General features: G+C 66.8%; 24 protein-coding genes. 6 read left to right on the forward strand and 18 right to left on the reverse strand.

All coding sequences use genetic code 11. The features are described 5' to 3' along the window. Nucleotides 1-58 precede the first annotated feature (58 nt). The 5 genes from ACFTZB_RS10610 to ACFTZB_RS10630 all read right to left on the reverse strand — a co-directional run bounded on the left by ACFTZB_RS10610 (nucleotide 59) and on the right by ACFTZB_RS10630 (nucleotide 3987). Entirely contained in the window at nucleotides 59-982 is a 924-nt protein-coding gene (locus ACFTZB_RS10610; protein ID WP_378431478.1) for a biotin-dependent carboxyltransferase family protein, read from the reverse strand. After that, nucleotides 983-1618, reverse strand: a complete 636-nt coding sequence (locus ACFTZB_RS10615; RefSeq protein WP_378431479.1) for an allophanate hydrolase subunit 1 — start codon at nucleotides 1616-1618, stop codon at nucleotides 983-985. It abuts the gene before it with no gap. Continuing rightward, nucleotides 1611-2405, reverse strand: coding sequence for a LamB/YcsF family protein (locus tag ACFTZB_RS10620; RefSeq protein WP_378431481.1), 795 nt, complete (start codon nucleotides 2403-2405; stop codon nucleotides 1611-1613). The genes ACFTZB_RS10615 and ACFTZB_RS10620 overlap by 8 nt, the downstream gene beginning before the upstream one ends. Continuing rightward, complete coding sequence (locus tag ACFTZB_RS10625) at nucleotides 2405-3097, reverse strand: GntR family transcriptional regulator (RefSeq protein WP_276136959.1); 693 nt, start codon at nucleotides 3095-3097, stop codon at nucleotides 2405-2407. Before ACFTZB_RS10625 ends, ACFTZB_RS10620 begins: the two co-directional genes overlap by 1 nt. A gap of 152 nt (nucleotides 3098-3249) precedes the next feature. Then, on the reverse strand, nucleotides 3250-3987 hold the full coding sequence (locus ACFTZB_RS10630; RefSeq protein WP_378431482.1) for an RraA family protein: 738 nt from the start codon (nucleotides 3985-3987) through the stop codon (nucleotides 3250-3252). A gap of 144 nt (nucleotides 3988-4131) precedes the next feature. On the opposite strand from ACFTZB_RS10630, the gene ACFTZB_RS10635 reads away from it, so the two are divergent. Beyond that, the gene (locus ACFTZB_RS10635) at nucleotides 4132-4611 is read left to right on the forward strand and encodes an Lrp/AsnC family transcriptional regulator (protein ID WP_378431483.1); all 480 of its coding nucleotides are present in this window, start codon (nucleotides 4132-4134) and stop codon (nucleotides 4609-4611) included. A gap of 26 nt (nucleotides 4612-4637) precedes the next feature. On the opposite strand, the gene leuD is transcribed toward ACFTZB_RS10635, so the two are convergent. The 10 genes from leuD to rpsF all read right to left on the reverse strand — a co-directional run bounded on the left by leuD (nucleotide 4638) and on the right by rpsF (nucleotide 16035). After that, entirely contained in the window at nucleotides 4638-5237 is a 600-nt protein-coding gene (gene leuD, locus ACFTZB_RS10640) for a 3-isopropylmalate dehydratase small subunit (RefSeq protein WP_378431484.1), read from the reverse strand. A gap of 30 nt (nucleotides 5238-5267) precedes the next feature. Continuing rightward, nucleotides 5268-6668 (reverse strand): 3-isopropylmalate dehydratase large subunit, encoded by a 1401-nt coding sequence (leuC, locus tag ACFTZB_RS10645; RefSeq protein ID WP_378431485.1) that lies wholly within the window; start codon nucleotides 6666-6668, stop codon nucleotides 5268-5270. A 56-nt stretch (nucleotides 6669-6724) separates the two neighbouring features. Continuing rightward, nucleotides 6725-8074: a 2-hydroxycarboxylate transporter family protein gene (locus ACFTZB_RS10650; RefSeq protein ID WP_378431486.1), complete on the reverse strand. Its 1350-nt coding sequence runs from the start codon at nucleotides 8072-8074 to the stop codon at nucleotides 6725-6727. Nucleotides 8075-8226: 152 nt separating this feature from the next. Continuing rightward, nucleotides 8227-9450: an LAGLIDADG family homing endonuclease gene (locus ACFTZB_RS10655; protein WP_378431487.1), complete on the reverse strand. Its 1224-nt coding sequence runs from the start codon at nucleotides 9448-9450 to the stop codon at nucleotides 8227-8229. Between the two features lie 531 nt (nucleotides 9451-9981). After that, nucleotides 9982-11442, reverse strand: a complete 1461-nt coding sequence (locus tag ACFTZB_RS10660) for a glyceraldehyde-3-phosphate dehydrogenase (protein ID WP_378431489.1) — start codon at nucleotides 11440-11442, stop codon at nucleotides 9982-9984. Between the two features lie 241 nt (nucleotides 11443-11683). After that, entirely contained in the window at nucleotides 11684-13831 is a 2148-nt protein-coding gene (dnaB, locus tag ACFTZB_RS10665) for a replicative DNA helicase (protein WP_378431491.1), read from the reverse strand. Nucleotides 13832-14406: 575 nt separating this feature from the next. Then, the gene (rplI, locus tag ACFTZB_RS10670) at nucleotides 14407-14862 is read right to left on the reverse strand and encodes a 50S ribosomal protein L9 (protein WP_378431493.1); all 456 of its coding nucleotides are present in this window, start codon (nucleotides 14860-14862) and stop codon (nucleotides 14407-14409) included. Between the two features lie 17 nt (nucleotides 14863-14879). Next, a complete protein-coding gene (rpsR, locus tag ACFTZB_RS10675) occupies nucleotides 14880-15122 on the reverse strand; it encodes a 30S ribosomal protein S18 (RefSeq protein ID WP_005249686.1) in 243 nt (80 codons plus the stop codon). 38 nt (nucleotides 15123-15160) lie between these two features. Then, a complete protein-coding gene (locus ACFTZB_RS10680; protein WP_012690423.1) occupies nucleotides 15161-15682 on the reverse strand; it encodes a single-stranded DNA-binding protein in 522 nt (173 codons plus the stop codon). Between the two features lie 65 nt (nucleotides 15683-15747). Continuing rightward, nucleotides 15748-16035 (reverse strand): 30S ribosomal protein S6, encoded by a 288-nt coding sequence (rpsF, locus tag ACFTZB_RS10685; RefSeq protein WP_005249677.1) that lies wholly within the window; start codon nucleotides 16033-16035, stop codon nucleotides 15748-15750. 161 nt (nucleotides 16036-16196) lie between these two features. On the opposite strand from rpsF, the gene ACFTZB_RS10690 reads away from it, so the two are divergent. The 3 genes from ACFTZB_RS10690 (at nucleotide 16197) to ACFTZB_RS10700 (ending at nucleotide 18420) form a co-directional block, all read left to right on the forward strand. Then, nucleotides 16197-16418: a DUF2945 domain-containing protein gene (locus ACFTZB_RS10690; protein WP_378431496.1), complete on the forward strand. Its 222-nt coding sequence runs from the start codon at nucleotides 16197-16199 to the stop codon at nucleotides 16416-16418. A gap of 62 nt (nucleotides 16419-16480) precedes the next feature. Further along, nucleotides 16481-17839 (forward strand): glycosyltransferase family 87 protein, encoded by a 1359-nt coding sequence (locus ACFTZB_RS10695; protein WP_378431498.1) that lies wholly within the window; start codon nucleotides 16481-16483, stop codon nucleotides 17837-17839. After that, nucleotides 17836-18420 carry a GNAT family N-acetyltransferase gene (locus ACFTZB_RS10700; RefSeq protein WP_378431500.1) on the forward strand — a complete coding sequence of 195 codons (585 nt, stop codon included), beginning with the start codon at nucleotides 17836-17838 and terminating at the stop codon, nucleotides 18418-18420. The genes ACFTZB_RS10695 and ACFTZB_RS10700 overlap by 4 nt, the downstream gene beginning before the upstream one ends. Nucleotides 18421-18435: 15 nt before the next feature. Here ACFTZB_RS10700 and ACFTZB_RS10705 read toward each other — a convergent pair whose 3' ends face one another. Both ACFTZB_RS10705 and ACFTZB_RS10710 read right to left on the reverse strand, forming a co-directional pair. Beyond that, a complete protein-coding gene (locus ACFTZB_RS10705; RefSeq protein ID WP_378431501.1) occupies nucleotides 18436-19380 on the reverse strand; it encodes an alpha/beta hydrolase in 945 nt (314 codons plus the stop codon). A gap of 29 nt (nucleotides 19381-19409) precedes the next feature. Beyond that, entirely contained in the window at nucleotides 19410-21086 is a 1677-nt protein-coding gene (locus ACFTZB_RS10710; RefSeq protein WP_378431503.1) for a flavin-containing monooxygenase, read from the reverse strand. Between the two features lie 222 nt (nucleotides 21087-21308). Between ACFTZB_RS10710 and ACFTZB_RS10715 the strand changes: the two genes are divergently transcribed. Both ACFTZB_RS10715 and ACFTZB_RS10720 read left to right on the forward strand, forming a co-directional pair. Next, a complete protein-coding gene (locus tag ACFTZB_RS10715) occupies nucleotides 21309-23603 on the forward strand; it encodes an ATP-binding protein (protein WP_378431505.1) in 2295 nt (764 codons plus the stop codon). 112 nt (nucleotides 23604-23715) lie between these two features. After that, entirely contained in the window at nucleotides 23716-24003 is a 288-nt protein-coding gene (locus ACFTZB_RS10720; protein WP_378431507.1) for a CD225/dispanin family protein, read from the forward strand. Here the strand turns inward: ACFTZB_RS10720 and ACFTZB_RS10725 are convergent. Continuing rightward, a partial coding sequence (locus tag ACFTZB_RS10725; protein WP_378431509.1) for a glycosyltransferase family 87 protein occupies nucleotides 24000-25495 on the reverse strand: 1496 nt, incomplete at its 5' end. The two genes, ACFTZB_RS10720 and ACFTZB_RS10725, sit on opposite strands and share 4 nt — an antisense overlap.

The following is a 25495-nucleotide window of genomic DNA, read 5'->3' on the forward strand; positions in this document are numbered from 1 at the left end:
ACTTTTCCTCTTCTGTGATTCGTGCAATCGGAGATGGACGGGACGTGCGGGGTTCGGGTCAGTCGTCTCCCCTCGGGAGCGCTGCGAGTCGGATCCGGGTGCCCGGTGCTGCCTGCGCCACGAGGTCGACGTCCCGTTCGATCACCACCCCGATCACCGGGTAGCCCCCGGTCACCGGATGGTCGGCGAGGAACACGATCGGTTCCCCGGACGGTGGGATCTGGATCGCCCCGAGAGCCATGCCTTCGCTCGGCAGATCCACCGAACCGACGGTCAGCGGCGGTCCGGTCAGCCGGGCGCCGACGCGGTCGCAGTCCGCACTCACCGTCCACGTCGTGGCGGTCAGCGCGGCCCGATCCTGTGGCGCGAACAGGCCGTCCCGGGGACCCCACCGGAATCGCACCTCTGCCGCCCCGGCCGGAAGCCGGGGCGCAGTCAGCTCGAGTGGAATGCCGTGGGGTACCGGATGACCCGCCCCGAGCGCGAAGGTCGTGCCGGACCGGACCTGCACCGGACCGACCCCGGACAGGCAATCGGTGGCGGCGGAACCGAAGACCCGATCGGTGTCGATTCCCCCTTCGACCGCGACGTAAGTGCGCAGTCCCGTGACGGGACGGCCCAGCGAGAGAATCTGCCCGGCCCGCAGCAGGATTCGCCGGCCCTCCGCCGGCGCGCGGCCGTCGACACGGATCTCGACGGTGGCACCGGTGATCGCCACGTACCGATCGGCGGACACGGCGATCGCGAGCCCGCCGAAGGTGTTCTCGAGCGCGGTGGTGCCGTCCGCGTTGCCGACGAGGCGGTTCGCCAACGTCAGGCCGGCTCGGTCGGCGGCACCGGATGTGGTGACCCCGAGGTGCGCGAACCCGGGCCGGCCGAGATCCTGGAGCGTCGTGCTCAGCCCGGCGTCGATCACCGACACCTGCGCGCGCACCGTGGTGCCGGAAGGTAGTCGAACGGGCCTGGTCAGCATCGAGGTCATCTACTCCACCGCCTCGAAGACGACGCGGTCACCCACGGACAGCCGGCTGGGATTCGCCGCGTCGATGTCCCACAGGACCTCCGACGTCGAGCCGATCAGGTGCCAGCCACCCGGTGTGCCGCCGGGATAGACGACGGTCTGAGTGCCGGCGATGGCGACGAGTCCGGCACCGACGCGTCGGCGCGGCGACGTGCGGCGAGGCAACTCGAGCGCGTCGGGCAGGCCGTCGATGTAGGCGAAACCGGGGGCGAAACCGAAGAATCCCACGCGATGCTCGGCGGAGGTGTGTGCGGCGACAACCTCCGCCGTGGTCAGGTCCAGTCTCCGTGCCACCTCCTCGAGGTCCTCGCCGTCGTAGCGCACCGGGATGACTACCGGTTCGCGTTCGAGGAATGCCGCCGACGCGTCTGCGCCTGCAGTGTCCACGAGGTGACGAACACGGTCGGCGAGCAGCCGCATGTCGGATGAGGTGTTGGCGCGGAACATGATCGAACGCGCGGCAGGGACGACGTCTTCCAGCAGAGCCGACCAGCTCTGGGCACGCGCCGCGGCCACGACACCGGCGATCCGATCGGGTGCGACGTCGAGGATCCAGGCACGATCGCCCGCGCGGAGGAGGTTGCCGGATTCAGTCATGACGTCCACCCCCGATCCCGGCCAGGTCTACGTCGTTGCGCCCGAGCAGTTCCCGGGTCTGCCGGGCGATGTCGACCGCACCGGGGGTGTCGCTGTGCACGCACATCGCGATCGCCGCCGCGCCGTCCGGCAGCACCGTGGCCGTCCCGCCGTCCACCGCGTCGACCGACCCGGTCACGACCATGTGGACGGCCCGCTTCGCGGCCGCGGACGGGTCGACGACCAGTGCGTCCGGGTGCGAACGCGGCACCAGCAGCCCCTCGTCCGTGTACGACCGATCGATGAACACCTCCGCCTGAGGGGTCAGTCCGGCGGCGAGGGCCGTGTGCCACAGCACCGTGTCGTACTGGCAGAGCACGGGCAGGTCCGGGTCGACCAGCCCGATCGCTTCGGCGATGGCGTGCGCCTGGCCCGGATGCCGTGCGGCCGTGTTGTACAACGCCCCGTGCGCCTTGACGTAGGACACGACCGTCCCAGCGATCCGCGCGAAGGCCTGCAGGGCGCCGATCTGATACACGATGTCGTTGACGAGCGTCGGGGTGGGCACGTCGATGAATCGGCGACCGAAGCCGGCCAAGTCGCGGTACGACACCTGCGCGCCCACCGAAACCCCACGGGCGGCGGCCATCTCACAGGTGCGGCGCAGGATGTCGGGATCACCGGCGTGGAAGCCGCAGGCGATGTTCGCGGCGGTGACCTGATCCATCAGTGGCGCCTCGTCACCGACACCCCAGACGCCGAACCCCTCACCGATGTCGGTGTTGATCGAGACCGTTCGAGTGCCCATCAGCTGCGCTCGGCCCAGTACGTGCGCATGTCCTCGGCCGAGTTCTCCCAGGCGCGGTGCAGACCGGTCTGCCCACCGTCGATGTGCAGGATGATCTGCCGGGCCAACTCCTCGGAATTGCCGTCGGCGAGCGCCTGAACCATCGCCTTGTGCTCGTCCTGGACCCGGTCGTACGCACATGTCCCGTGCACGTAGAACCGGGAGTAGGGCTCGAGCCGGTGATACATCTGGGCGATGATTTCGTAGCGCATCGGCAGGCGCGAGAGCCGGTACATGTCGAGATGGAACGCCAGGTTGGTCCGCGACCACGCGCCGGCGCCGGTGTCGGCCACCTGATCCATCTGCTCGGCCATCGCCTCGAAGCGGCTGATGTCGCGCCGCGAGACTCGCTCGGTGACGTGCTCGGCGAAACTCGGCTCGACCAGGCGGCGCAGGTCGTAGATCTCGTCGATCTCGTCGAGGTCGAGCGCGGTGACGAACGTGCCGCGGCCGGGGACCGTGCGCAGCAGGCCCTCCCCCGCGAGGGTCCGCATGGCTTCGCGCAGCGGAATCCGCGACACCCCGAACCGGTCGGCGAGTTCCTCCTGCACCAAGCGGTGGCCAGGGGGATAGATGCCCTCGACGATGGAGGTTCGGAGCCGGGACGTCAGGTCCCCTTCCGGAGACCCGAACTCGTGTGACGTAGGCGACATATTCACTGTATACAGTGGATCCGGTAGTCCTGTCCAGCCCAATCCGCCCTGGGAGTGGATGTTTTACAGGACCGAAGCACCACGAAACACAGTGATAACCGGATTTGATCCGCGCACTGACGAGGGTCTGCCGGTACACGGGGCTCGTCGGATCAGCGGTCGAACTCTGTCAGGGGGCGCTGGCGCAGCTTGCCCATCAGGTCGTCGATCGAGTCACTGCCCGTCAGGATGCCCAGCAATTCGTGTTCGATCCGATCTGCCTCCACGCAGATCTTCACCACATCGAGAAACGCGCCGGACGGCACGATGCAGATCCCGTCGTCGTCGGCGACGACGACGTCACCGGGGTGCACCAGATTCCCCGCGAGCCGAACCGGTTCGCCGATCGATTCGGTGACGAACCGGAAGCGTGCCGCCCGGGGTACCCGGGCGCTCGACCAGACGGGCAGTCCGCTGTCGGCGATGGACACCGAATCTCGCACCGCCCCTCCCACGATGCATCCGGCGAGGCCCGCGAGTTGCGCCCACCGGGCGGAGATGGCGCCCATCACCGCGGCGTCGGCGGGATCTGGGCAGTCGAACACCGCCACATCTCCCTCCTGCGCGGTCGCGTACAGGTCACGGTCCCCCAGGCGGGCGCCGACGTTCGCGTCTCGGTTTCCGGCCACGTCGCCGGGCAGGCGCCGGTAGCGCAGGGTCACGGCCGGTCCGCAGATCCGCTGCCCGCGTCGCAGCGGGGGCAGAATGTCGGCGCCGATGACCGCACCGCCGCCGAGGTGGTCGAGGGCGTCGGCGACCGCCGAGGACACGTCCGCGACCGCGGACAGGGCGCCGAGCAGGGCTCGACGATCGGCGTCGACGGATGGGCCGGGTAGTGCCGCATGGTGCATGTGATGTCCGTTCGTTCGGTGAGGTGGATGCATTTCTCGTCCGTGTCGAGGGTCTTTGGTATTGGTTTTTGCGAGGATGTTTCTGTTGTGGTCAGCGATCGCTAGCATCTGGTGGCCACACCCGAGCGCTGGAGAGGGTCACCGATGTCGGCGAATTTGGACAAGCTGGATCTCGATTTGTTGAAGTTGATCGTCGAGGAACCCAAGGCCGGGGTCCGGGAGTACGCCCGGCGCCTCAACGTTGCCCGGGGCACCGTGCAGTCGCGGCTCGACAAGTTCTCCCGAGACGGAGTCATCACCAGCTACCGCCCGCAGATGCAACCGACCGCCCTGGGATACTCGATCCTGGCGTTCGTGCATCTCGACATCGCCCAGGCGATGATGAACGTCACCTGTGAGCATCTCGCCACCATCCCCGAGGTCCTCGAGGTCAATTCCGTTGCCGGTCAAGGTGACCTGCTGTGCCGGGTGGTGGCCATCGATCACGAGGACTTCGAGCGCGTGTTGCAGGAGATGATCGCGACCGAAGGGGTGCTGCGCACGAAGTCCGAACTGGTGCTCAGTCGCCGCATCGCCCCGCGCATCGTGCCGTTGCTGGAAAAGAAGCGGGCCGAGACACCCTGAGGCGGTCTCGGCCCGCGGCGTGATCGTCAGAGTACGAGTTGCGTGGTGGCCGGCAGCGCGGCGCGCCGCCGATGTTCGTAGCCGGCGATCGTCTCCGCGTGGGTCAAGGTCAGGTCGATGTGATCGAGTCCTTCGAGCAGCCGCCAGCGGGTGTTGTCGTCGAGTTCGAACGGCGCGATGATCGCGCCGGCGCGCACCTGCCGTTCGACCAGGTCGATGGTGATCTGCCGCCCGGGCTCGGCTTCGAGCACCGACCAGATCTGTTCGACGGTCTCGGTGGGCAGGGTCACGGTGAGCAGACCATTGGTGAGGGCGTTGCCGCGGAAGATGTCCCCGAACCGGGGTGCGATCACCGCCCGGAAGCCGTAGTTCTGCAGCGCCCAAACCGCGTACTCCCTGGACGAGCCTGTACCGAAATCCCGGCCGGCGACCAGGATCGTCGATCCGGCGTAGGCGGGGTCGTTGAGGACGAAGTCGGGTTCTTCACGCCAGTCGTGAAAGAGTTTGTCGGAGAACCCGGTCCGGGAACTGTGTGTGAGGAAGCGGACGGGGATGATCTGGTCGGTGTCGACGTCGGTGCGGCGCAGCGGGGCGGCGACGCCGGTGTGCACTGTGAACGGTTGCACGAGGTCCTCGATTCGCGATCGGTGGGGGAGTCAGTTCAGGTCGGCGGGCGCGGCGAGGTGGCCGGCCACCGCGGTCGCGGCTGCCACGGCGGGGGAGACGATGTGGGTGCGCGAGCCCTTGCCCTGGCGGCCCTCGAAGTTGCGGTTGTTCGTCGACGCGGCACGTTGGCCGGGTGTGAGGCGGTCCTCGTTCAGCGCGGCGCACATCGAGCACCCGGCGAACCGCAGTCCCGCGCCTGCGGCCTCGAACACCTCGTTCAGCCCTTCGTCTATCGCCTGCTGACGCACCTTCATCGACCCGGGCACGATCATCAACTCGACACCGGGGGCGACCGTGCGGCCGTCGAGGACACGCGCCACTTCCCGCAGATCCTCGATTCGGCTGTTGGTGCACGATCCGATGAAGACGACATCGACCGGGAGGCCGCGGACCGGGCGTCCGGGCGTGATGTCCATGTACGCCTGGGCGCGCTCGACGGCGGCCCGCTCGACCGGGTCGGTGAACTGGTCCGGGTGCGGAACCGGATCCCCCAACGGCGCACTCTGCGCGGGTGTGGTGCCCCAGGACACGAACGGGGTCAGCGTGGAGGCGTCGATGACGACTTCCTTGTCGAAGACGGCGTCGTCATCGGTGAACAGCGTGCGCCAGTACGCCACCTCCGCATCCCACACGTCCCCGGTGGGGGCGGCCGGGCGGCCGCGCAGATACTCGAATGTCTTCTCGTCCGGGGCGATCATTCCGGCGCGCGAGCCGGCTTCGACGGACATGTTGCACACCGTCATCCGGCCCTCCATGGACAACTCTTCGATTGCCCGGCCGCGGTATTCGATGACGTGCCCCTGCCCACCTGCGGTCCCGACGCGGGCGATGATCGCCAGGATCAGATCCTTCGCCGTCACCCCGGCTGGCAGGGATCCGTTCACGGTGACGGCCATGTTCTTCAGCCGCCCCATCGGCAGCGTCTGCGTCGCCAGTACGTGCTCGACCTGACTGGTGCCGATCCCGAACGCCAATGCCCCGAATGCCCCCTGGGTGGCGGTATGCGAGTCGCAGCACACGATGGTCGAACCCGGGTGCGACAGGCCCAGCTCCGGACCGATGACGTGCACGATGCCCTGATGTTCCTCGCCGAGGCGGAACAGCTCGATTCCGAACTCGGCGCAGTTCTTGCGCATCAGCGAGACCTGCTCGCGGGCCGCCGGGTCGGTGATCTCCTTGTCCACCGCCACCGTGGGGGTGTTGTGGTCCTCGGTGCCCAGCGTCAGGTCGGGTCGGCGCACCGTGCGACCGCTGGCCCGGAGACCGTCGAATGCCTGCGGGGTGTTCACCTCGTGCAGCAGGTGCATGTCGATGTAGAGCAGGTCCGGTTCACCTTCCTCTCGGCGAACTATGTGCGCGTCCCAAACCTTTTCGGCCAGTGTCTTACCCATGTGTTTCTTTCTCCTCGTCGAATACGTGTGTGCCGAGTGGCGGCCGACCGTCGAAATCAGCCGTAGAAGTAGGCCAGGAAACCGGATGCCGACAGCAGCACCAGGCCGCCACCGAGCCGCGAGGTGATCTGCGCGAACGGCAGCAGGTGCATGCGCCGGGTGGTGCCGAGGGTGGCGATGTCACCCGATCCGCCGAGGTCGGTCATACACAACCCGGCCGTGATCGAGGACTCGACGAAGTACAACTTCAGCAGCCACCCGACGAATCCGGCGGTCAGCGCGGTGATCAGCACCGTGGCCACCGTGAATGCCAGATACGCAGGCCGGGAGGCAAGTTCGGCGATCTGTTCGATGTCGATGAGGGACACGCCGATACCGACCAGCGCGGCCGGCACCCACAGCTTGACCACGAACTGGTACCACTCGGTGGTCGACTCCTCGACCTCCTGCGGCAGCACACCCGACAACTTGATCGCGGCCGTGAGCAGGATGACCCAGGCGTACAGGTGCACCGGCGGAACCGCGGCCTGCAGCATCGCCCCGACGAGGTAGATCGCCCCGGTCATCAGCAGACCGGTACCGAGGCCGCTGATCGTCAGCGGCCGCTTCTCGGTCACCGCGGCGACCTGTTCAGGGGTGGCCTTGATCCGGAGCATCTCACCGTGCCCGTTGAACCCGACGAACAACTTGGTGCGGCGGCGTGTGAGGTTCGCGTACACCGATGCCAGCACGATGCACAGTAGGTTCGCGCAGATGATCGGCGGCACGATTCCGGACATGTACTGCTGGGCGTCGCCGCCGATGGTGTCGGCGTACATCTGCGACAGCGGGATCGCGCCGCCGGAGATGCCACCGGCCATGATCGGGATGGTGACATCGAGGACGGCGTTCCTGAATCCGAAACCGGTGACCGCCGCGAGAGCGCCGATGATGCTGACCACCACGGCGAACGCGACCACGATCACCGCACAGAATCGGCCACCGGCCTTGATCAGGAACCGGCGATCCATGCCGAGGATGCTGCCGGCGATGATCGACGCCACGAGGATCTCGACGAAACCGTATCCGGTGAACCAATCCTTGACGATCGCGGTGAAACTGTCCGGGACCAGACCGAAGTACACCGACAGAGCCGGCACGAACACGCACAGCAGCGGGCCGCCGCCGATCGCGGACAGCGCCGGTGTGCGGTCTCCGATCCAGAACAGGCCGCAGCCGATGATCATGGCGATGGCCAGACCACCGAAGATGTTCTCCGGGAGTGTTCCGGTGTAGACGGCACCCAGACCTACCGTGACCAGAACGAGGTACCAAGGCCAGGGAATGGACAGTATCTTCGCTCGTTCCGAGGGCACCGGGCGCGCATCTGCCGACTGCGCGCCGTGCACCGCGTCTTTGATCTTCACGTTCGCCTCCTGCGCGTCGGCTGGGCTGTGCGCCGACCACGATAAGTTCAATGGGAGTGACTCACATCACTGGCCACAAACCGTAGCCAAACGATTACCGGGATAGCGAACGCCAGCAGAAAATACGTGCCAATGGTCCTGTCATGAGTGGATCACTCCGGCCAGCCTGGACACTTGGCCCGGTTTCGGGCCTGTGGAACGGCACCCTGGTGCCGACCTTGTCGCACAACTACGCCGTCAACGACCAGGTTGTTTGCGCCGAGCATTGGGCAGGTGAACACCTCTCGGGTACCCGCGCTGACGATGTCCACGACCCTGTCCCAGAACACGTCGCTCGTGGCGAGGACCCTGATGCCGTCGTCGTCGAGAAACTCGGCTACCTTCGCGAGGCGCGAGCGGCTCGCGGCATGCTTCCACAGGGTCGATCCGCAGAATTTGATATTCATCGCTGCCGCGAAGGCACGATGCGAGACGCCATCCGACGCCAAGATCTCGCGAACTCTGACCCAGATCTCTTTCGGAATGGTATCGACGTTCACGTTGGGAGCCAACGACAGAAGCTCAGCCAGCACCCTTCGCGCAGCTTCCCCCCTCGCGCCATGCACACCCGCCACGGAGAGAAACTGCGTCTGATTCTGGGAGCCGGCGATGGTCAGATGCCAGCAATCCCGGTAGCCCTTCTTACGGACCCGTTTGATCCGGCCGTGAACGCCGATCCGCAGCAAGAGTATCGCAACATCGTCGACCAGGCGACGGCTCGTCGAGCCGTAATACACGCGGCCCTGATTTCCCTTCTCGTCCCACCGAACCGAGCCGTCCGTAGCCCACAGGTGTCTCAGAAATAGAGCAACCTGATCGTTCCCAGCATCGAATATCACTTTGGGAACGAACTTCTCATAGCTGCGCAACCCGAACAGTCCAAGTTCATCAAGCCAGGCCGCAATGGGATTGCGCTTGCCGTGCCCGAGCCTGTAGGGCGCCGGCAATCGGAGCGTGATGCAGCGCGCAGCAGCGTACTCGTCACGAATCGCGGTGACACCGAAATGGGTGGCCGCCGTTGCCACAGCCGCGAGATTCTCTTCATCGATCGACGCGTAGCGGATCGGCTGGCGCTTAACGCAGGATCCGTCCCCGATCATGTGCGCCAGCAGAATGATTTCAGCATCGGCAAGTCGTGTCCCATGAATCGACTCGGGGATGTATCGCGGAATGGCAAGTCGTTGACCGATCTCCAATTCTCTCAGCGGAATCCAGCCTGTCACAGTTCTGAACTCCTGATCGCGCGACAATTCGATCTGACGACCCGACGCGAGATACACCCGGAAAACGTCGACCATTCCAACAGGAACAACCTTGCCCAGGGGACTGGCGATCATTCGTAGATCTTCACCCAGTGACCACACGCATCGCGGTTCAGCCGAACACGCGATTTCACCCATTTCGGCAGGCGCTCCAGTGTCTGCGCGCAATACGCGTGCTGACGAAGGTATGCCTGAAGCCAACCTCGAAGAGGTTAGACAATCCAGATTGGCTTCGGATGCGCCGCCTGCAGTCGATCCCGTTTCCCCACCCATGACCACTCCCCCTGTTGCCGGTTCCTCCCCCCGAGCAAGTGTATCTATAATTGTTGTGGCGCAACGTGTTTTGGTAGATCGAGCGGTAGATCGACATCGATAATCATCTATTACCCATGGCTACAATATCTTTCGTGAGTCACCGGCCACGTGCCAAAGTGCTCACCCTCAGCCACAATCACCGCGGCGGCACCACCTCCAGAGGAATGGTGCCGCCGCTCGAACTACCGCTTCCGCTATGAGCTTTCAGCGGCGAGATCCACCGAATACACGACGACGCCCGGGGGAGCAGCCACTGCTCTCCCGGGCGTCGCGAACCTACGGTGCCGCCGGTCAGCCCACGGGCATCGCATCAGCGGCGTCGACCGCGGGGTAGATCGGGTACTCCACACCGGACAGGTACTGGACAGTGCGCACCACCTGGCACGAGTATCCGAACTCGTTGTCATACCAGACGTAGAGGATGGCGGTGTCGCCGTCGACGATCGTCGCATTCGCGTCGACGATGCACGCGGCCCGCGAACCGATGAAGTCACTGGACACTGCATCGGTTGCAGCGGTGTAGTCGAGGTTCCGGCTCAGCGCTCCGGTCAGCGACTCCTGGCTGAGGTGCTCGAGCACCTCCTCCCGAGTGGTCTCACGACCCAACTGAAGGTGGAGGATGGCGACGGACACGTCCGGAGTGGGAACGCGGATCGAGTTACCGGTGATCTTGGCCTTCAGCCCGGGGAGCGCCTTGGCCACCGCCGACGCGGCGCCGGTCTCGGTGAGCACGAGGTTGAACGGCGCCGAACGACCACGACGGTCGGCCTTGTGGTAGTTGTCCAAGAGGTTCTGGTCGTTGGTGAACGAGTGCACGGTCTCGACGTGGCCACGCGACACACCGAACTCGTCGTCCATGGTCTTCAGCGGCGGGACGATGGCATTGGTGGTGCAGGACGCGCACGACACGATCTGCTCGTTCGGATCGAGGTCGCGGTGATTGACGCCGTGCACGATGTTCGGGACGTCGCCCTTGCCGGGCGCGGTGAGCACCACCTTCGCGACACCGGGGCGGAGGTGCTTCGACAGTCCGTCGCGGTCGCGCCAGATCCCGGTGTTGTCGATCAGGATGGCGTTGTCGATGCCGTGCTCGGTGTAGTCGAGGCTCTCCGGGTCGTTGCTGTAAATGAACTTGATGACGTTGCCGTTGGCGATCAGCGTGTTGTTGTCGGTGTCGACCTTGATCGTGCCGTTGAACTGCCCGTGGACGGAGTCACGGCGCAGCAACGATGCACGCTTGGTCAGATCGTCGCTGCCACCCTTGCGGACCACCACGGCACGCAGGTTCAGCCCGTTGCCCGAGCCGGCCTTCTCGATGAGCAGTCGAGCGACGAGGCGACCGATACGCCCGAATCCGTACAGGACCACGTCCTGCGGCTGCGCGGGGCTCGTCTCGGCGCCGCCGACCAGGTCGGCGAGGCTCCGCGCAACGAACTCCGGGACGGATGCTCCGTCACCGTTGGCGCGATAGGCCATCACCAGCAAGCCGAGGTCGATCTTCGAGGGCCGCAGATCGAGGTGGGTGAGCGCTTCGAGGAAGGGGAACGTCTCCTCGACCGACAGCTCGTCGCCGCTGATCTGCCGGGCGAAACGATGGGTTCGCAGAATACTGATGACCGACTTGTTCACCAGGGAGCGACTGTGAAGCAAAATGGTCACCGCGTGTCTGCGGTGCAGGCCGCCGATGATCGGGATCATTGCCTCCGCGAGAGCTTCCTCGGAGTTCCACTGGGCCAGTTCCACTGTGCTCACTGCGCTTGTCTGCCTTCCCGGCTCATGTGGTGTGTCCTTGCGTCGGATGCCGGCAAGCGCAACCGCCCCACCAGCGGTGACCTGGATCACTCGATCCGGTTTCGCGACTCGCGGACACCGGCGCGCCCGACGCACACATCATATGGAAGCGTGTCGTCGGGCCGACAGGCCGGTCGCCGAAACGTCCGGTGGGACGAGAAGCCGGCCATCTCGCAGGTCCGACAACCGACGCTGCTGCTGCCTAACCTCTCGCCATGTCCACGAACTTGGACAGGTGAAGCTGATGCGCCACGGTAATTGTCGCTGTCGGACCGTTACGGTGCTTGCCGAGGATGAGGTCGGCCTCGCCGCCGCGGGGGTCGTCGCGTTCGGTCGCATCGGGGCGGTAAAGCAGGATCACCATGTCGGCATCCTGTTCCAGCGATCCCGATTCGCGCAGGTCAGCGACCTGCGGGCGCTTATCTTGCCGCTGTTCTGGACCACGGTTCAGCTGGCAGATCGCGACCACGGGAACTTCGAGTTCCTTCGCCAAGAGCTTGAGGCTACGGGAGAATTCGGAGACTTCCTGCTGACGCGACTCGACCTTCTTACCCGAGCTCATCAGCTGCAGGTAGTCGATGACGATCAGTTTGATGTCGTGCTTCTGCTTGAGCCGCCGCGCTTTGGCGCGGATCTCCATCATGGTCAGGTTGGGGGAGTCGTCGATGAACAGCGGCGCCTCACTGATCTCACTCATACGGCGAGCGAGTTTCGTCCAGTCGTCGTCGGTCATCTTGCCGGAGCGCATGTCGCCGAGTTTGATCTTCGCCTCCGCCGACAGCAGACGCATGACGATCTCGGTCTTGCTCATCTCGAGCGAGAACATGACGCTGGCCATGCCGTGCTTCACCGAGCAGGAACGCAGGAAGTCCATGCCGAGGGTGGAGTTGTGGGTGGGCACCATCGAGCGACCTGCAAGGTACAGGTGGTCGGCGTTGTCGACCTCGACGCACCGCACCGGGACACTGTCGATCGGACGTACCGCGACGATGCGGCGCGAGCCACTCACCTCGCCGCGAAGTTCCTTGTGCCGGATGGCCTTCCGATGAAGCTGGAACACCTCGTCGTCGGCGTGGAACGTGACCCCGCCGTCGACCGGACGGCAGTCGTATCCAAGACTGACGACGAGTTCGGCGAGATCCTCCGACAGCGGGGGATTCCCGGTCTGGAACCGCACCGCGCCGTCCTCGGCGACCGATCCTGCCGCATCGAGCAGGCCGGCCAGCAACTCGCGACGCTCCGATTCCGCACCACGCAGTAGCTCAACCGGGATTCGCTTGCTCCCGGCAGTGAGCGAAGCCCCCAGAGCGTACGGGTCGACGTGCACGGTCGACGTCGGCAACTGCAGTGCGCGGGTATGTGCGACCTCGTGCCCGAGCTCGATCGATCCGGCGATCTGAGCCGTGGTGCGCACGGTGCCCCGTCCGTCGACGCCCGTCAACCACTGATGCTGCTCGTCGGCGACGAGTACGGTGCCGTCGGAGAACTCCACCTCGTAGCAGGGCCGGCCGACCATGACGTCGGTGGCGGCGACGACGCGGGTGGGTTTGCCGTCGGCGTCGATGAGGTGGTCGCCGACCTGGACGTCGCCCATGGTGGTCCAGCCGGTGGGCGTGGCGAGGGGAGTGTCGAGGGCGAGCGCCTTACCCACACCGGGTCGTGCCGCGACGATGATCATCTGGCCGGGGTGGAGGCCGTTGGTGATCTCGTCGAGTTCGACGAAGCCGGTGGGCACGCCGAGGGAGATGCCGCCGCGGCTGGCGATGGAGTCGATCTCGTCCATCGTGGGCTGCAGGAGCTCCTCGAGGGGGACGAAGTCTTCGGTGGTGCGGCGTTCGGTGACCTCGAAGATCTCGGCCTGCGCGCGGTCGACGACCTCGGCGACGTCCTGGCCGTCGGCGCCGGTGTAGCCGTACTGCACGATGCGGGTGCCGGCGTCGACGAGGCGACGCAGGATGGCCTTCTCCGCCACGATCTCGGCGTAGTAGCCGGCGTTGGCGGCGGTGGGCACCGTCTGGGTGAGCGTCACCAGGTAGGGCGCGCCACCGATGCGGCGGAGTTCGCCGCGACGATCGAGTTCCGCGGACACCGTCACCGGGTCGGCCGGCTCACCGCGGCTGTAGAGGTCCAGGATCACGTCGTACACCGACTGATGCGCGGGACGGTAGAAGTCGCCGGGTCGGAGCACCTCGAGCACGTCCGCGATGGCGTCCTTGCTGAGGAGCATGCCGCCGAGCACCGACTGCTCCGCCGCCATGTCCTGAGGGGGCTGCCGACCGAACTCCTCACCGGGCTCCGCGTCGGGCGGACCCGGGTATTCGGAATGGCCCCGATCGTCTACTACAGCCACTCGACCGACCTTCCCCATCACTGTTGCGCCGCCCCGGGAAAAGCTTCCCGGAGTTGGTGCTACGGACTCTTTGTACTCGCCCCCACCGACAACCTTCGCAGGCTCTTCGCGGCGGCCGGTGTCGTGATCGCGAGACACGCCGGGACGACGTTAGGGATTAGCTACCCGGTGTTCAAACCAGCCTGTGTACACAGTTGGGGACAAATTGTGTAAACCGCTGGGTACGTTTGTTAACCCCATGGGGATAACCTGAGGATAAGTGCATCTCACAATCCCAAGCACCCAGTTCAGAGCCGTTTTTTGGATTCTCACAACTGTGGATGAAAACCCGTTCGGCGTGTCTTTCGCGTTGACGACTCGGGCGTGTTGAGTTGATCGCCCCTCCGTGGCAATATGATTCACCTCACAGATCTCCGGCGCGGGCGGCTAACTTCCAGGCACACCTGGAAGCCGCCCCTCTGCATGCTTCACACCCGCGAAAACGGACCGGAGAGGGCGGCTGAGAGCCGGAATCGACAAGCGCAAGCCCCCCGCACGCCGAGGCGTCCGGGGGGCCTGTGTGTGAACGGGGTCGACTAGGCGCCGACGACGTTCAGGTGGAACTTCGCAACCACGTCGGGGTGCAGGTTCACGACGATGGCGTGCTTGCCGGTCGCCTTGATGTGAGCCTTCGGCAGCTCCAGGCTGCGCTTGTCGACGACGGGTCCGCCGGCAGCCTTGATGGCAGCGGCGACGTCGGCGGCGGTAACCGAACCGAAGAGCTTGCCCGAGTCACCGGCGGTCTTGACCGTCAGCGAGATGTTCTCGAGGCCCTCGATGGCGTCCTTGAGCTCCTTGGCGTGGTCGAGTCCGCGCACGGCGCGAGCTTCCTGCGCACGACGGATGCCCTCGACCTGCTTCTCGGCGCCACGGGTGGCGACGATGGCCAGGCCGCGGGGCAGCAGGTAGTTGCGGCCGTAGCCGTCCTTGACCTCGACGGTGTCGCCAGGCGCACCGAGGTTGTCCACGTCAGCGGTGAGGATGAGCTTCATGTCTTTCCTCCCTTTCCTTAGCGAGCCACGGTGGCGTAAGGCAGCAACGCCACCTCACGTGAGTTCTTGACGGCAATGGCAACGTCGCGCTGGTGCTGGACGCAGTTGCCGGTGACACGGCGCGCACGGATCTTGCCGCGGTCGCTGACGTACTTACGCAGCAGCGTCGTGTCCTTGTAGTTGATCTGCGTGTTCTTCTCTTTGCAGAAGATGCAGATCTTCTTCTTCATTACCTTGTCGCGCAAGGGCGGCTTCGGCATTTGTTTGCTCTTTTCTGGATGTTCCGATCAGGTACGGATCAGAACGGGGGTTCGTCGCTCCCACCACCAGAGCCTCCGAAGGAGCCGGACGCCTGCGGCGCGCTGCCCCACGGATCATCTCCGCCGGTGTTGGATTGCGGACGTCCGCCGCCCGATCCGCCGGAGGAACCGAAGCCTCCACCGCCGCCGCCACCACGGTTGGCCTTGTTGACCTTGGCCGTGGCGTACCTCAGCGAGGGGCCGATCTCGTCGACCTCGAGCTCGACGACAGTGCGCTTTTCACCTTCACGAGTTTCGTAGGAGCGCTGCTTGAGCCGGCCGCTCACGATCACTCGCGAGCCACGGGTCAAACTCTCCGCGACGTTCTCGGCTGCCTCGCGCCAGATGTTGCAACGCAGAAACAGTGCTTCGCCGTCTTTCCATTCATTGGTCTGACGGTCGAAGGTGCGGGGCGTGGACGCGACCGTGAAGTTCGCGACCGCGGCACCCGCGGGGGTGAATCGAAGCTCCGGATCAGCCGTCAAGTTTCCGATGACGGTGATGACGGTGTCGCCTGCCATATGGTTCCTCCTGCAGAATGTGGAGTTCGGTTGGGCACGAGCCTAGGGCTGGTGACCGACAGAAATCACTTGTTGTGGCGCAGAACCTTCGTACGCAGCACCGACTCGTTCAGACCGAGCTGACGATCGAGCTCCGCGACGGTGGCGGGCGTAGCGCTGATGTCGATCACCGCGTAGATGCCTTCGCTGTGCTTCAGGATCTCGTAGGCGAGACGACGCTTACCCCAGACATCGACCTTGTCGATCTTGCCGCCGTCCTGGCGAACAACATTGAGGAACGTATCCAGCGAAGGAGCAACAGTGCGCTCGTCCAGGCTGGGGTCAAGGATGACCATCAATTCGTAATGACGCATAAGACCTCATCACCTCCTATGGACTAGTGAAAACGGCCACGGACTGTCCGTGGCAGGAGGGTCGTTGCGTCAGCAACCTTTGCAGGGTACACGACGAGCCCCTGACCAGCGAAATCAGCCCTGCCGGTGTGATCGGGGGTACGGATGGGTACGCCGACACGATGGCAGCAGACGAGAAGTTCCACCGCGGCGACAAGGTGGAGTGGAAGACCCACGGCACCACCACGTCCGGTGAGGTGGAGGAGAAGATCACCGAGGACACCGAGGCGGAGGCCCGCACCGTGCGGGCCTCCGAGGACGACCCGCAGTACCGCGTCGTCAGCGACGAGAGCGGGAAGGACGCCGTCCACAAACCCGACGTCCTGCGACGCACGAGCGACTGACCGCCCCGGTGCGCGGCGTTTCCGCTTCACACGCCGGGGCCCGCGCACCCTAGTGTGGATTCATGCATATCGGAGCTCGGCAGCGGTCGCCGATCACGGCGGTCGTCGTCGGGTTGGCGGGCCTCGCCATGCTCGCCGGCTACCTGCAGAAGGCGCGGTGCGCCGGGGCGCCGTTCGACGGCGTGGGGCGCAGCCTGATCTTCGACCGCCTCAAGGACACGCAGGTCTGCTATTCCGACATCCAGTTCCTGTGGCTCGGACGCGACGTCAACCTGCACGTCTTCCCGTACGTCACCGGGGGGATCAACGCCGACGGCGTCCTCACCGGCGGCACCGTCGAGTACCCGGTACTGAGTGGTGTGCTGATGTGGCTCGGCGGCATCGGTTCGCACACCGACGCCGACTTCCTGCTGCACTCGGCGCTGATCCTCGCCCCGTTCGGACTGCTCACGGCGTGGATGCTGGGGCGGCTGGCGGGCTGGTGGGCGCTGTTGTGGTCGGCGACGCCGCCGCTGGTGCTGTATGCGTTCCACAATTGGGAACTGCCGGTGGTCGCGACGTCGGTGGCCGCGATCTTCGTCATGACACTCGAACGCATCCCGCTCCGCACCCGCGCTGTCCTCGCGGCGGTGCTCCTCGCCGTCGGGTTCTGCCTGAAGCTGTATCCGGGTGCGTTCGTGCTGCCGCTGATCGCGTACGTCCTCACGAACGGCACCGCGGAACGCCGCTACGACGTGCGCGGCGCGGTGCTGGTCGCGGTTGCCGCGATCACCACCGTGGTGGCGGTCAACCTGCCGTTCGCCCTCATCTCCTACAGCGGATGGCGGGCGTCGTTCACGTTCCAGGAGAACCGTCAGGCCGATCTCACCACCAACTCCATCTGGTACTGGGGGCTGCGCCCGCTGTTCGGGCCGGTCGCCGACGACGTCCCGCTGCCCGCGTACGACCAGACGGTGAGCCTGCTGTCGCCGCTCCTCGTGTGCGCCGCGTTCGCGATCGCCCTGCGGCTCGGCTGGTTGCGGTTCCACCGCGACGGCGTGTACCCGTGGATCGCCGTCAGCGCCGCCATGCTGTGCGGATTCCTGCTGCTGCACAAGGTGCATTCGCCGCAGTACACGCTGTGGCTGATCCCGTTCTTCGTGCTGCTGCGCGTCCCGTGGGGGCTCGTCGCCGCATATCTCGTGGCCGACCTGTCGATGGGGATCGGCGTATTCAAGTACTTCGGCGCCCTCGCCGCCCAGACGGACGCGTCGACGTTCGAGGTGCTGGTGAAGTTCGGGGTGTGGGGCCGGGCGGGACTGCTGGTGGTGCTGTTCTTCGTGTTCCTGCGCGCGACTCTCCGGCATCCGCCCGTCCGCGGGCGCACCGGTCCGGGGTCCGGCCGGCGGCCGATGCTGAAGTCTCCCGAGCCGGTTCGATGAGCGAATCCTGGTACGCGCATCCCACTCTCACCGGGCGGCACGTGCACCTCGAGCCGCTGGGCGAGCACCACGTCGACGGACTGCTGGACGCGGTCGACAACCCCCGCATCTTCCACTGGACGTCCGTCGCCATCGCCGACCGGGACGACGCCGCGGCGTTCGTCCGCAACGCCGACGAGGATCCGACCCGGTTGGCGTACGCGCAGATCGACGTCGCCGCCGGGCGGGTCGTCGGTTCGACGTCGCTGTATCTGATCGACCCGAGGAACCGCAGTCTCGCGATCGGGCACACCTGGTTGTCGCGTTCCGCACAAGGAACGCTGATCAATCCGGAGTCGAAACTGCTGCTGCTGCGGCGGGCGTTCGAGGACCTCGGCGCGGTCCGCGTCGAATGGCACACCGACGAGCGCAACGCCCACTCCCGCGGCGCCATCGCCAAGCTGGGGGCCGAGTTCGAGGGCATCCTGCGCAAGCACCGGCGCCGACGCGACGGATCGTGGCGCAACACCGCCCTGTTCTCGATGGTCGACGAGGAATGGCCGCGCATCTGCCCCCGACTCGAGGCGCGAGTCGAGGGCTGACGCGGCCGGGTCACGTCACAGCACGGGCGCGGTGACCGTCACCCGCTTCACGAACTCGACGACGGCCGAACGCATTTCGCTGCTGCGCGGAATGGCACCGGACATCCAGAACGCGCCGTGGAGGAGTCCGTCGAAGCGGATCGCCTCCGTGTCGACGCCCGCCTGCCGCAGCGCCCCGGCGTACGCCTCGGCCTCGTCGCGGGCCACCTCGTTCTCGGTGGTGAGCACGAGCGCGGGCGGAAGCCCTTCGAGGCTCGCGGCGCGGCTCGGGACGGCGTACGGATGGGTCGCGTCCTCGGGCGAGCGCAGGTAGTTGCCCCAGAACCAGTCGAGGTCGCCGGCGCCGATCACGTATCCCTCGGCGAACTGCCGCCGGGAGGGGAACTCCGCATTCGGATCGATCACGGGATAGATCAGCACCTGTCCCCGCAGCCGGGGTCCGTCCTCGTCACGGGCCCGCAACGCCGTGACCGCCGCCAGGTTGCCGCCGGCGCTGTCACCCATGACGACGACGTTGCCCGGATCACCACCGTAGGTCGCGATGTTGGCCGCCACCCACCGCAGTGCGGCCGACGCGTCGTCGGCGGCGGCCGGGAACCGGTGTTCCGGGGCGCGGCGGTACGTCGCGGCGACGACGATCGCGCCTGCGCCGTTCGCGACCGCGCGTGCGGGTTCGTCGACGACGTCGAGGTCGCCCGCAACGAATCCGCCGCCGTGGAAGTACAGGACCACCGGGTGCGGCGCCGGCCCCTCGGGCACGTAGACCCGCAGCGGGATCTGCGCTCCGCCGCTCTCGTAGTGCGCGTCCACCGCGCGGGCGACGGGTTCGGGCGGCGCCTGCAGTCCGGTGAACGTCGCCACCACCGCCCGCACCTCGTCCACGGTGCTGTGCTCGAAAGCCTTCAGCCCCTGCTCCTGTAGTCCGGCGATCAGGTCGGCTGCGTGTGAATCGAGTGCCATGTCGGTCTCCTCTGTCGTCGGGATGGTTGTCAGGACACTGTGGAAGCCCGGCGGACACGCTGCCCGGCAGCGGAGGCGGTACGGGCCCCCGCCCGGGTGAGCGCGAAGCCGGAGTAACCGCCCGCGACGACGTCCTCGCAGGTGGCCCGGTAGGTGGGGGCGCCGCCGAGATAGACCATGCAGGCGCGGGGCTTGCCGGGGATGTTCGCGCCCATGTACCAGGAGTTCGTCCCCGGCAGCAGGGTCTGGTTCGCGATGTCGTTGGTCAGTGCGCCCCAATCGCTTTCGGCCTGCGCCGTGGGCTCGATGACGTCGAGGCCGCGGCGGTCCAGGTAGTCGATCGCATCGGTGGCGAAGTCGACGTGGTCCTCGATGGCGAGTGGCATGTTGTAGAGCACCGACGGCGACTGCGGCCCGGTGATGACGAACAGGTTCGGGAATTCGTTGACCATGATGCCGAGGTACGTCCTGGGTCCGTGCTCCCACTTCTCGGCCAGCGGCAGCCCGCCCCGACCGCGGATGTCCATCGCCATCAGCGGTCCGGTCATGGCGTCGAATCCGGTTGCGAGCACGATGGTGTCGACGTCGTACACGCGGTCGCCGACCCGGACTCCCGTCGCCGTGATCTCGTCGATCGGGGTGGATTTCACGTCGACGACGCTCACCGAGTCGCGGTTGAACGCCTCGTAGTAGTTGGTCTCGAGCGGTGGCCGCTTGGTGCCGTACGCGTAACCCGTCGGGGCCAGCGCCGCCGCTTTCGCCGGGTCCTGGACCCGCTCGTGGATCCGCTCCCGGATGTAGTCGGCGATGGTGTCGTTGGCCGCCTTGTCGAACAGGATGTCCTGATAGGAGTCGATGAACAACCGGAACCCGCCGGCGTTCCAGCGTTCGTCGAACGTGCGGCGACGCTCGTCGGCGTCGACGGCGAGCGCGGACGGCTGCACCTGATCGAACGGGACGCCGAGGAAGTGGTTGCGGGCGGCGGTCCGCACCTCGGCGTAGTTGCCCTTGATCTCGGCCACCTCGTCCGGGTCGATCGGACCGTTGCCGAGGGGGGTCGCGAAGTTGGGGGTGCGCTGGAAGACGACCAGTTCGGCGGCGTCCTCGGCGATGAACGGGATGGCCTGGATCGCGCTGGCCCCGGTCCCGATCACGGCGACCCGCTTGCCGGTGAAGTCGGCGCCTTCGCGCGGCCAGTTGCCGGTGAGCAGCACCTCCCCGCGGAAGTTCTCGATGCCGCCGAACTCCGGCGTCTTCGGCACCGACAGGTTGCCCGCCCCGGAGATGAAGTACCGGCTGCGGACGACGGCGCCGTCGTCGGTGCGGACCGTCCACACCGAGTCCTCGTCGTCCCAGTGCACGCCGATCACCCGGGTGCCGAACGTGATGTCCTTGCGCAGGTCGAAGCGGTCGGCGACGTGTTCGAGGTAGCGGAGGATCTCCGGTTGCCCGGCGAACTTCTCACTCCACTGCCAGTCCTGCTGCAGGTCCTCGTCGAACGAGTACGAGTAGTGGACGCTCTCGATGTCGCAGCGGGCGCCGGGGTACCGATTCCAGAACCAGGTGCCGCCCACGTCCGAGCCGGCCTCGAACACCCGCGTCGACAGCTTCATCGTGTCGCGCAGCTTGCGGAGCGCGTAGAGGCCGGCGAACCCGGCACCCACGACGACGACATCGACGTCGGCGGAAGAATTGGTCTTTGACATGGCGGTGAGCTCCTCGTGAACGGTGGGTTCCGGCTGGAGTCGAGCAGGCAACCGGGTATGCCAACGACGATGACCCACGTCACATCACCCCCACGCGGGGTGAAACACCCCCTTGATTACCTGTGTTGTCCGTCACAGCAGGTGGAGGTAGGTTCGTGCCACACCTGGCCGACCGGACACGGGAGACATCCACTGACTCGCTCGAGAGAACTCACCAGGTCGATGACCAGCTTCATCGGCCGGCGCCGCGAGATCGAGGAAGCCCGCGCCCGCCTGCAGCAGTCCCGCCTCGTGTCGCTGCTCGGTGCGGGCGGTGTGGGCAAGACACGACTGGCCGAGGAACTCGCGGTCCGCTCCGCGCGTGCCTTCCGCGACTCCGTCCGGTGGATCGACCTCGCCCCGGTCCGCGACCCCGGCGCGCTGCCTTCCGCCGCCGCGGCCGCTCTCGGCGTCACCGATCAGTCCAGCCGCGCGGTGATGGACAAGGTGACCGACCACCTGCAGTCGCGGCACCTGCTGATCGTCCTCGACAACTGCGAGCATCTGCTGTCCGCCGCCGGCGAATTCGCCGGCACCGTCCTGGCCGCCGCGCCGGAGGTCCGGGTGCTCACCACGAGTCGCGAACCGCTCGGGATCGCCGGTGAATTCACGTACGTGCTTCCGCCGCTGAGCACCCCGGGTGACGTCGAGGACTGCCGCGCCGCGGACATCGCCCCGTTCGAATCGGTGTCGCTGCTCGTCGAGCGGGCGCAGGGCGTCGTCGCCGACTTCCGCCTCACCGATGCGAACGCGCCCGCCGTCGCCCAGTTGTGCAACCAGCTCGACGGGATTCCGCTCGCCATCGAACTCGCCGCCGCCCGGCTGCGGTCGCTGTCCGCATCGCAACTCGTCGAACGTCTCGACCAGCGATTCGCGCTCCTCACCGGGGGCGACCGTGCGGCGATGCCCCGCCAGCAGACGCTGCGCGCCCTCATCGACTGGAGTTACGAACTGTGCTCCGACACCGAGCGGCGACTGTGGTCGCGCCTCGCCGTGTTCCCCGGCAGCTTCGATCTCGAAGCCGCGGAAGCGATCACCGGGTTCGGTGAGCTGTCGGACTCGCCGGTCATCGACGTCCTCGACCGGCTGGTCGGAAAATGCCTTGTCACCGTGGACCGTTCGACCGAGAGGCTCCGCTATTCGCAGCTGATGACGGTCCGCGAGTACGGGCACGAGCTTCTCGACCTCGGCGGGGAACGCGACGAGCTGTACCGGCGACATCTCGAGCACTATTCGGAACGCGCCCGCCGGTCGTCGCTCGACTGGTGCGGGCCAGGACAATCCGAGACACTCGCGGAACTGCGGATCGACCACCCCAACCTCGTCGCCGCCCTGGATTGGGCCCTGCAGGACGACTCGCAGCGAGCCGCGGCCGCCGAACTGGCCGTCGCCCTGCGGTATCACTGGATCGCCGGCGGCAACCTGTCCGACGGGCGGATCCGGCTCGAACGGATCCTGCAGCGGCTCACCGAACCGACCCGGGAGCGGGGCGACGTGCTGTGGGTGACCGCGTGGACCGCGCTGATCCAGGGCGACCGCGACGCCGCGCGGGAACACCTCGACGAATGCATCGCGATCGCGACGGCGCTCGGCGACGAGCGACTGCGCGCGCACGCCGATCACTGGGCGGGGATCCACGCGGTGTTCTCCGGCCGCCCCGCCGACGCGATCGTGTTGTTCCGCGACGCGATCGTCGTGCACCGCGCCGTCGGCGACACGGCCTCGGCTCTGACGGCGTCATTCGAACTGGGCATGGCGCAGACCTACGACGGCCGCCTCGACGACGCGCTGGAGACGTGCCGCGACGTGATCGCGGTGGCGGACCGGCACGGCGAGAAGTGGAACAAGGCGTACGCCCTCTGGGTTTCGAGCGTCGCCTACTTCCACCTGGGCCGTGCCGACGACGCCGTCGACGCCGCCCGCCAGGCGCTGCGGATCCAACGCGACTTCAAGGACAAGATCTGCACGGCCCTGTCGATCGAGGTGCTGTCCTGGGTGGCGACGTCGAGCGGCGACGCGAACGCGGCGGCGACACTGTGCGGCGCCGCGAAGGGGGTGTGGCATCGGCTCGGCACGTCCGTCTCGGCGTTCGGCCCGCAGATCACCGACGACTCGCAGTCGTCCGAGCGGGACGCCGCCCGCATGGTGGGGCCCGGCGCATTCGCCCAACTCGCAACGCCCGCGGTCCGGCTCACCATCGAGCAGGCGGTCGATCTCGCGCTCGGCACCCGGACCGAGGACGCGGCGGCGCCCGTCGCCGAGGCGTCGCCGCTGACGAAACGGGAACAGGAGATCGCCGAACTGCTCGCGCAGGGGCTCAGTAATCGGCAGATAGCCGAGGGGCTGGTGATCTCGCGGCGCACCGTCGACGGGCACGTCGAGCACATCTTCGACAAGCTGGCCGTCAGCTCCCGCACCCAGGTGGCGGCGTGGGTCGCGGCCCGCGCACATCCGCCCGCCGTGGAGACCGGCCGGTAGCCGGACCGTAACCGCCGGCCACGCGAAAGGTACTGCACAGTCGGGGATCTCGACGGTCTATACTCCACGTCGTCGCCCACGGTGCGTGGGCACCACCACGGGGAGGCAACGCATGACGTCGCAGCAGCAGGACACCGGGGCGGACTACCGCGGGCCGCTGGCACCGCCGCCGGCCAGCAGTCTGCCGCTCGCCGTTCTTGCGATTGTCGTTTTCGTGCCGTTCGGCATCGTCGCTCTTCTGCGTGCGCTCACCGTCCACCGGCTGTGGGAGCGCGGCGAGTACGACCTGTCGGTGCGCGCCGCCGCCGACGCCCGCCAGTGGTCGATCCGCGCGATCGCCCTCGGCGCCTCGATCGCCGTGTTCGCGGTCGGGGCGGCGGTGGTGTTGTCCAAGCCCTAGCCTGGCGAAACACCGTGCGCGGGAGCCGCTTCTACCGGTGGCCGCGGGCACAGCCAGGCAGGCAGCCACCGCGGCTGCGCATCGGGCGCCTGGTCGAGCACCCCGCCCGCCGGATCGTCGATGAAGCCGTACCGCACGAGGTCCTTGCCGGGCCGGTAGATCTGGCGGAGGATCAGGGCGCAGATGATCACGACCGCGACGTCGCGGACCACCACCGCGGCGGTGAACCACTGCTCGGGGAGCCCCTTGTCGGCCACGCCGAGGTAGTAGAACATGCGCGGCACCCACACGAGTGCGTCGATCGTCATCCACGCCAGCAGGATCCGCCGGTGCGGGAACGCGAGCACGGCCAGCGGTACGAGCCACAGCGAATACTGCGGGCTCCACACCTTGTTGGTGAGGAGGAAACCCGCGACCAGCAGGAAGCACAGTTGGGTGAGCCGCGGCCGTCTCGGCGCCGTCAGCGCGACGTACCCGATCCCGACGCACACGAGCGCGAACAGCAGGAACGACACCGCATTGAGCACGGTGGGCGCCTGACCGGCCGCCAGGATGCCGTCGAATCCGGTCCAGCCCGTGAACGAGGAGATGACGTTGTAGACGGAGTCGGGGTCGGCGCCGCGTTCGGAATTGAGCCGGAAGAACTCGGCCCAGCCGCGCGGGAACAGCACGGCGATCGGCAGATTCACCGCGATCCACGCTCCGACCCCGGTCAGTGCCGTCACCGACCAGTCCCGCACCCGGCCCGTGCGCAGGCACAGCACCAGCAGGGGTCCGAGGAGCAGCAGCGGATACAGCTTGGCGGCACCGCCGAGACCGAGCAGGATCCCGGCGAGCACCGGCCGTTTCCGTGACCACGCCAGCAGCCCGCCCGCGGCGAAAGCCGTTGCGAGGGGATCGAAATTCGTGAACGCGTGCACGATCACGAGTGGGGACGCGGCGATCAGCGCGGCGTCCCAGATCCGGCGTCCGGCCAGCAGCGCACTCGCCCAGACGGTGACCAGCCAGGCCAGCGCCAGACCGAGTGCGACGACGTTGAAATAGATCGCGACCTGCAAGGCACCGGGCAGCCAGTGCACCGCATCCCACGACTTCGCGATCGTCATCGCGCCGTACTGGTAGAGCCCGGAGATCACCGGGTATTCCATGTAGCGGCGCTGGATCTGGCCGTTGCCTGCGGTCTCTTCCCACCACTTCTTGTAGGGGAACGCGCCCTCGTTCAACCGTTCCGCCCCGTACAGCGGCACCGTGTCCGAGTAACACATCGCGACGTACTGCCTGCTGCCGCTCCAGTCGAGCCCGAGCGCACCGTTCTCACCGACGGGAGCCTGCTGGATGCACGGCGCCTTCGCGAACCAGCCGAGCGCGAGAAACACGATCGCCAGCAACAGGATGGCGCGCATCGGCGTGAAGAACCGACTGCGTCCGACGACCGCGTGCCGTCCGACCGGACCGCCGATCACGCCGGACAGATCGGCGGTCAGCGGGTCGG

The sequence above is a fragment of the Rhodococcus sp. NPDC057014 genome (assembly GCF_042673295.1).
Classification (GTDB): Bacteria; Actinomycetota; Actinomycetes; order Mycobacteriales; family Mycobacteriaceae; genus Rhodococcus_F.

What these genes read in the sequence shown, in the direction of transcription:
- ACFTZB_RS10610 (WP_378431478.1), bottom strand. Translation starts at nt 982, where the DNA reads ATGACCTCGATGCTGACCAGGCCCGTTCGACTACCTTCCGGCACCACG.
- ACFTZB_RS10615 (WP_378431479.1), bottom strand. Translation starts at nt 1,618, where the DNA reads ATGACTGAATCCGGCAACCTCCTCCGCGCGGGCGATCGTGCCTGGATC.
- ACFTZB_RS10620 (WP_378431481.1), bottom strand. Translation starts at nt 2,405, where the DNA reads ATGGGCACTCGAACGGTCTCGATCAACACCGACATCGGTGAGGGGTTC.
- ACFTZB_RS10625 (WP_276136959.1), bottom strand. Translation starts at nt 3,097, where the DNA reads ATGTCGCCTACGTCACACGAGTTCGGGTCTCCGGAAGGGGACCTGACG.
- ACFTZB_RS10630 (WP_378431482.1), bottom strand. Translation starts at nt 3,987, where the DNA reads ATGCACCATGCGGCACTACCCGGCCCATCCGTCGACGCCGATCGTCGA.
- ACFTZB_RS10635 (WP_378431483.1), top strand. Translation starts at nt 4,132, where the DNA reads ATGTCGGCGAATTTGGACAAGCTGGATCTCGATTTGTTGAAGTTGATC.
- leuC (WP_378431485.1), bottom strand. Translation starts at nt 6,668, where the DNA reads ATGGGTAAGACACTGGCCGAAAAGGTTTGGGACGCGCACATAGTTCGC.
- ACFTZB_RS10655 (WP_378431487.1), bottom strand. Translation starts at nt 9,450, where the DNA reads ATGATCGCCAGTCCCCTGGGCAAGGTTGTTCCTGTTGGAATGGTCGAC.
- rplI (WP_378431493.1), bottom strand. Translation starts at nt 14,862, where the DNA reads ATGAAGCTCATCCTCACCGCTGACGTGGACAACCTCGGTGCGCCTGGC.
- rpsR (WP_005249686.1), bottom strand. Translation starts at nt 15,122, where the DNA reads ATGCCGAAGCCGCCCTTGCGCGACAAGGTAATGAAGAAGAAGATCTGC.
- ACFTZB_RS10680 (WP_012690423.1), bottom strand. Translation starts at nt 15,682, where the DNA reads ATGGCAGGCGACACCGTCATCACCGTCATCGGAAACTTGACGGCTGAT.
- rpsF (WP_005249677.1), bottom strand. Translation starts at nt 16,035, where the DNA reads ATGCGTCATTACGAATTGATGGTCATCCTTGACCCCAGCCTGGACGAG.
- ACFTZB_RS10690 (WP_378431496.1), top strand. Translation starts at nt 16,197, where the DNA reads ATGGCAGCAGACGAGAAGTTCCACCGCGGCGACAAGGTGGAGTGGAAG.
- ACFTZB_RS10695 (WP_378431498.1), top strand. Translation starts at nt 16,481, where the DNA reads ATGCATATCGGAGCTCGGCAGCGGTCGCCGATCACGGCGGTCGTCGTC.
- ACFTZB_RS10700 (WP_378431500.1), top strand. Translation starts at nt 17,836, where the DNA reads ATGAGCGAATCCTGGTACGCGCATCCCACTCTCACCGGGCGGCACGTG.
- ACFTZB_RS10705 (WP_378431501.1), bottom strand. Translation starts at nt 19,380, where the DNA reads ATGGCACTCGATTCACACGCAGCCGACCTGATCGCCGGACTACAGGAG.
- ACFTZB_RS10710 (WP_378431503.1), bottom strand. Translation starts at nt 21,086, where the DNA reads ATGTCAAAGACCAATTCTTCCGCCGACGTCGATGTCGTCGTCGTGGGT.
- ACFTZB_RS10715 (WP_378431505.1), top strand. Translation starts at nt 21,309, where the DNA reads ATGACCAGCTTCATCGGCCGGCGCCGCGAGATCGAGGAAGCCCGCGCC.
- ACFTZB_RS10720 (WP_378431507.1), top strand. Translation starts at nt 23,716, where the DNA reads ATGACGTCGCAGCAGCAGGACACCGGGGCGGACTACCGCGGGCCGCTG.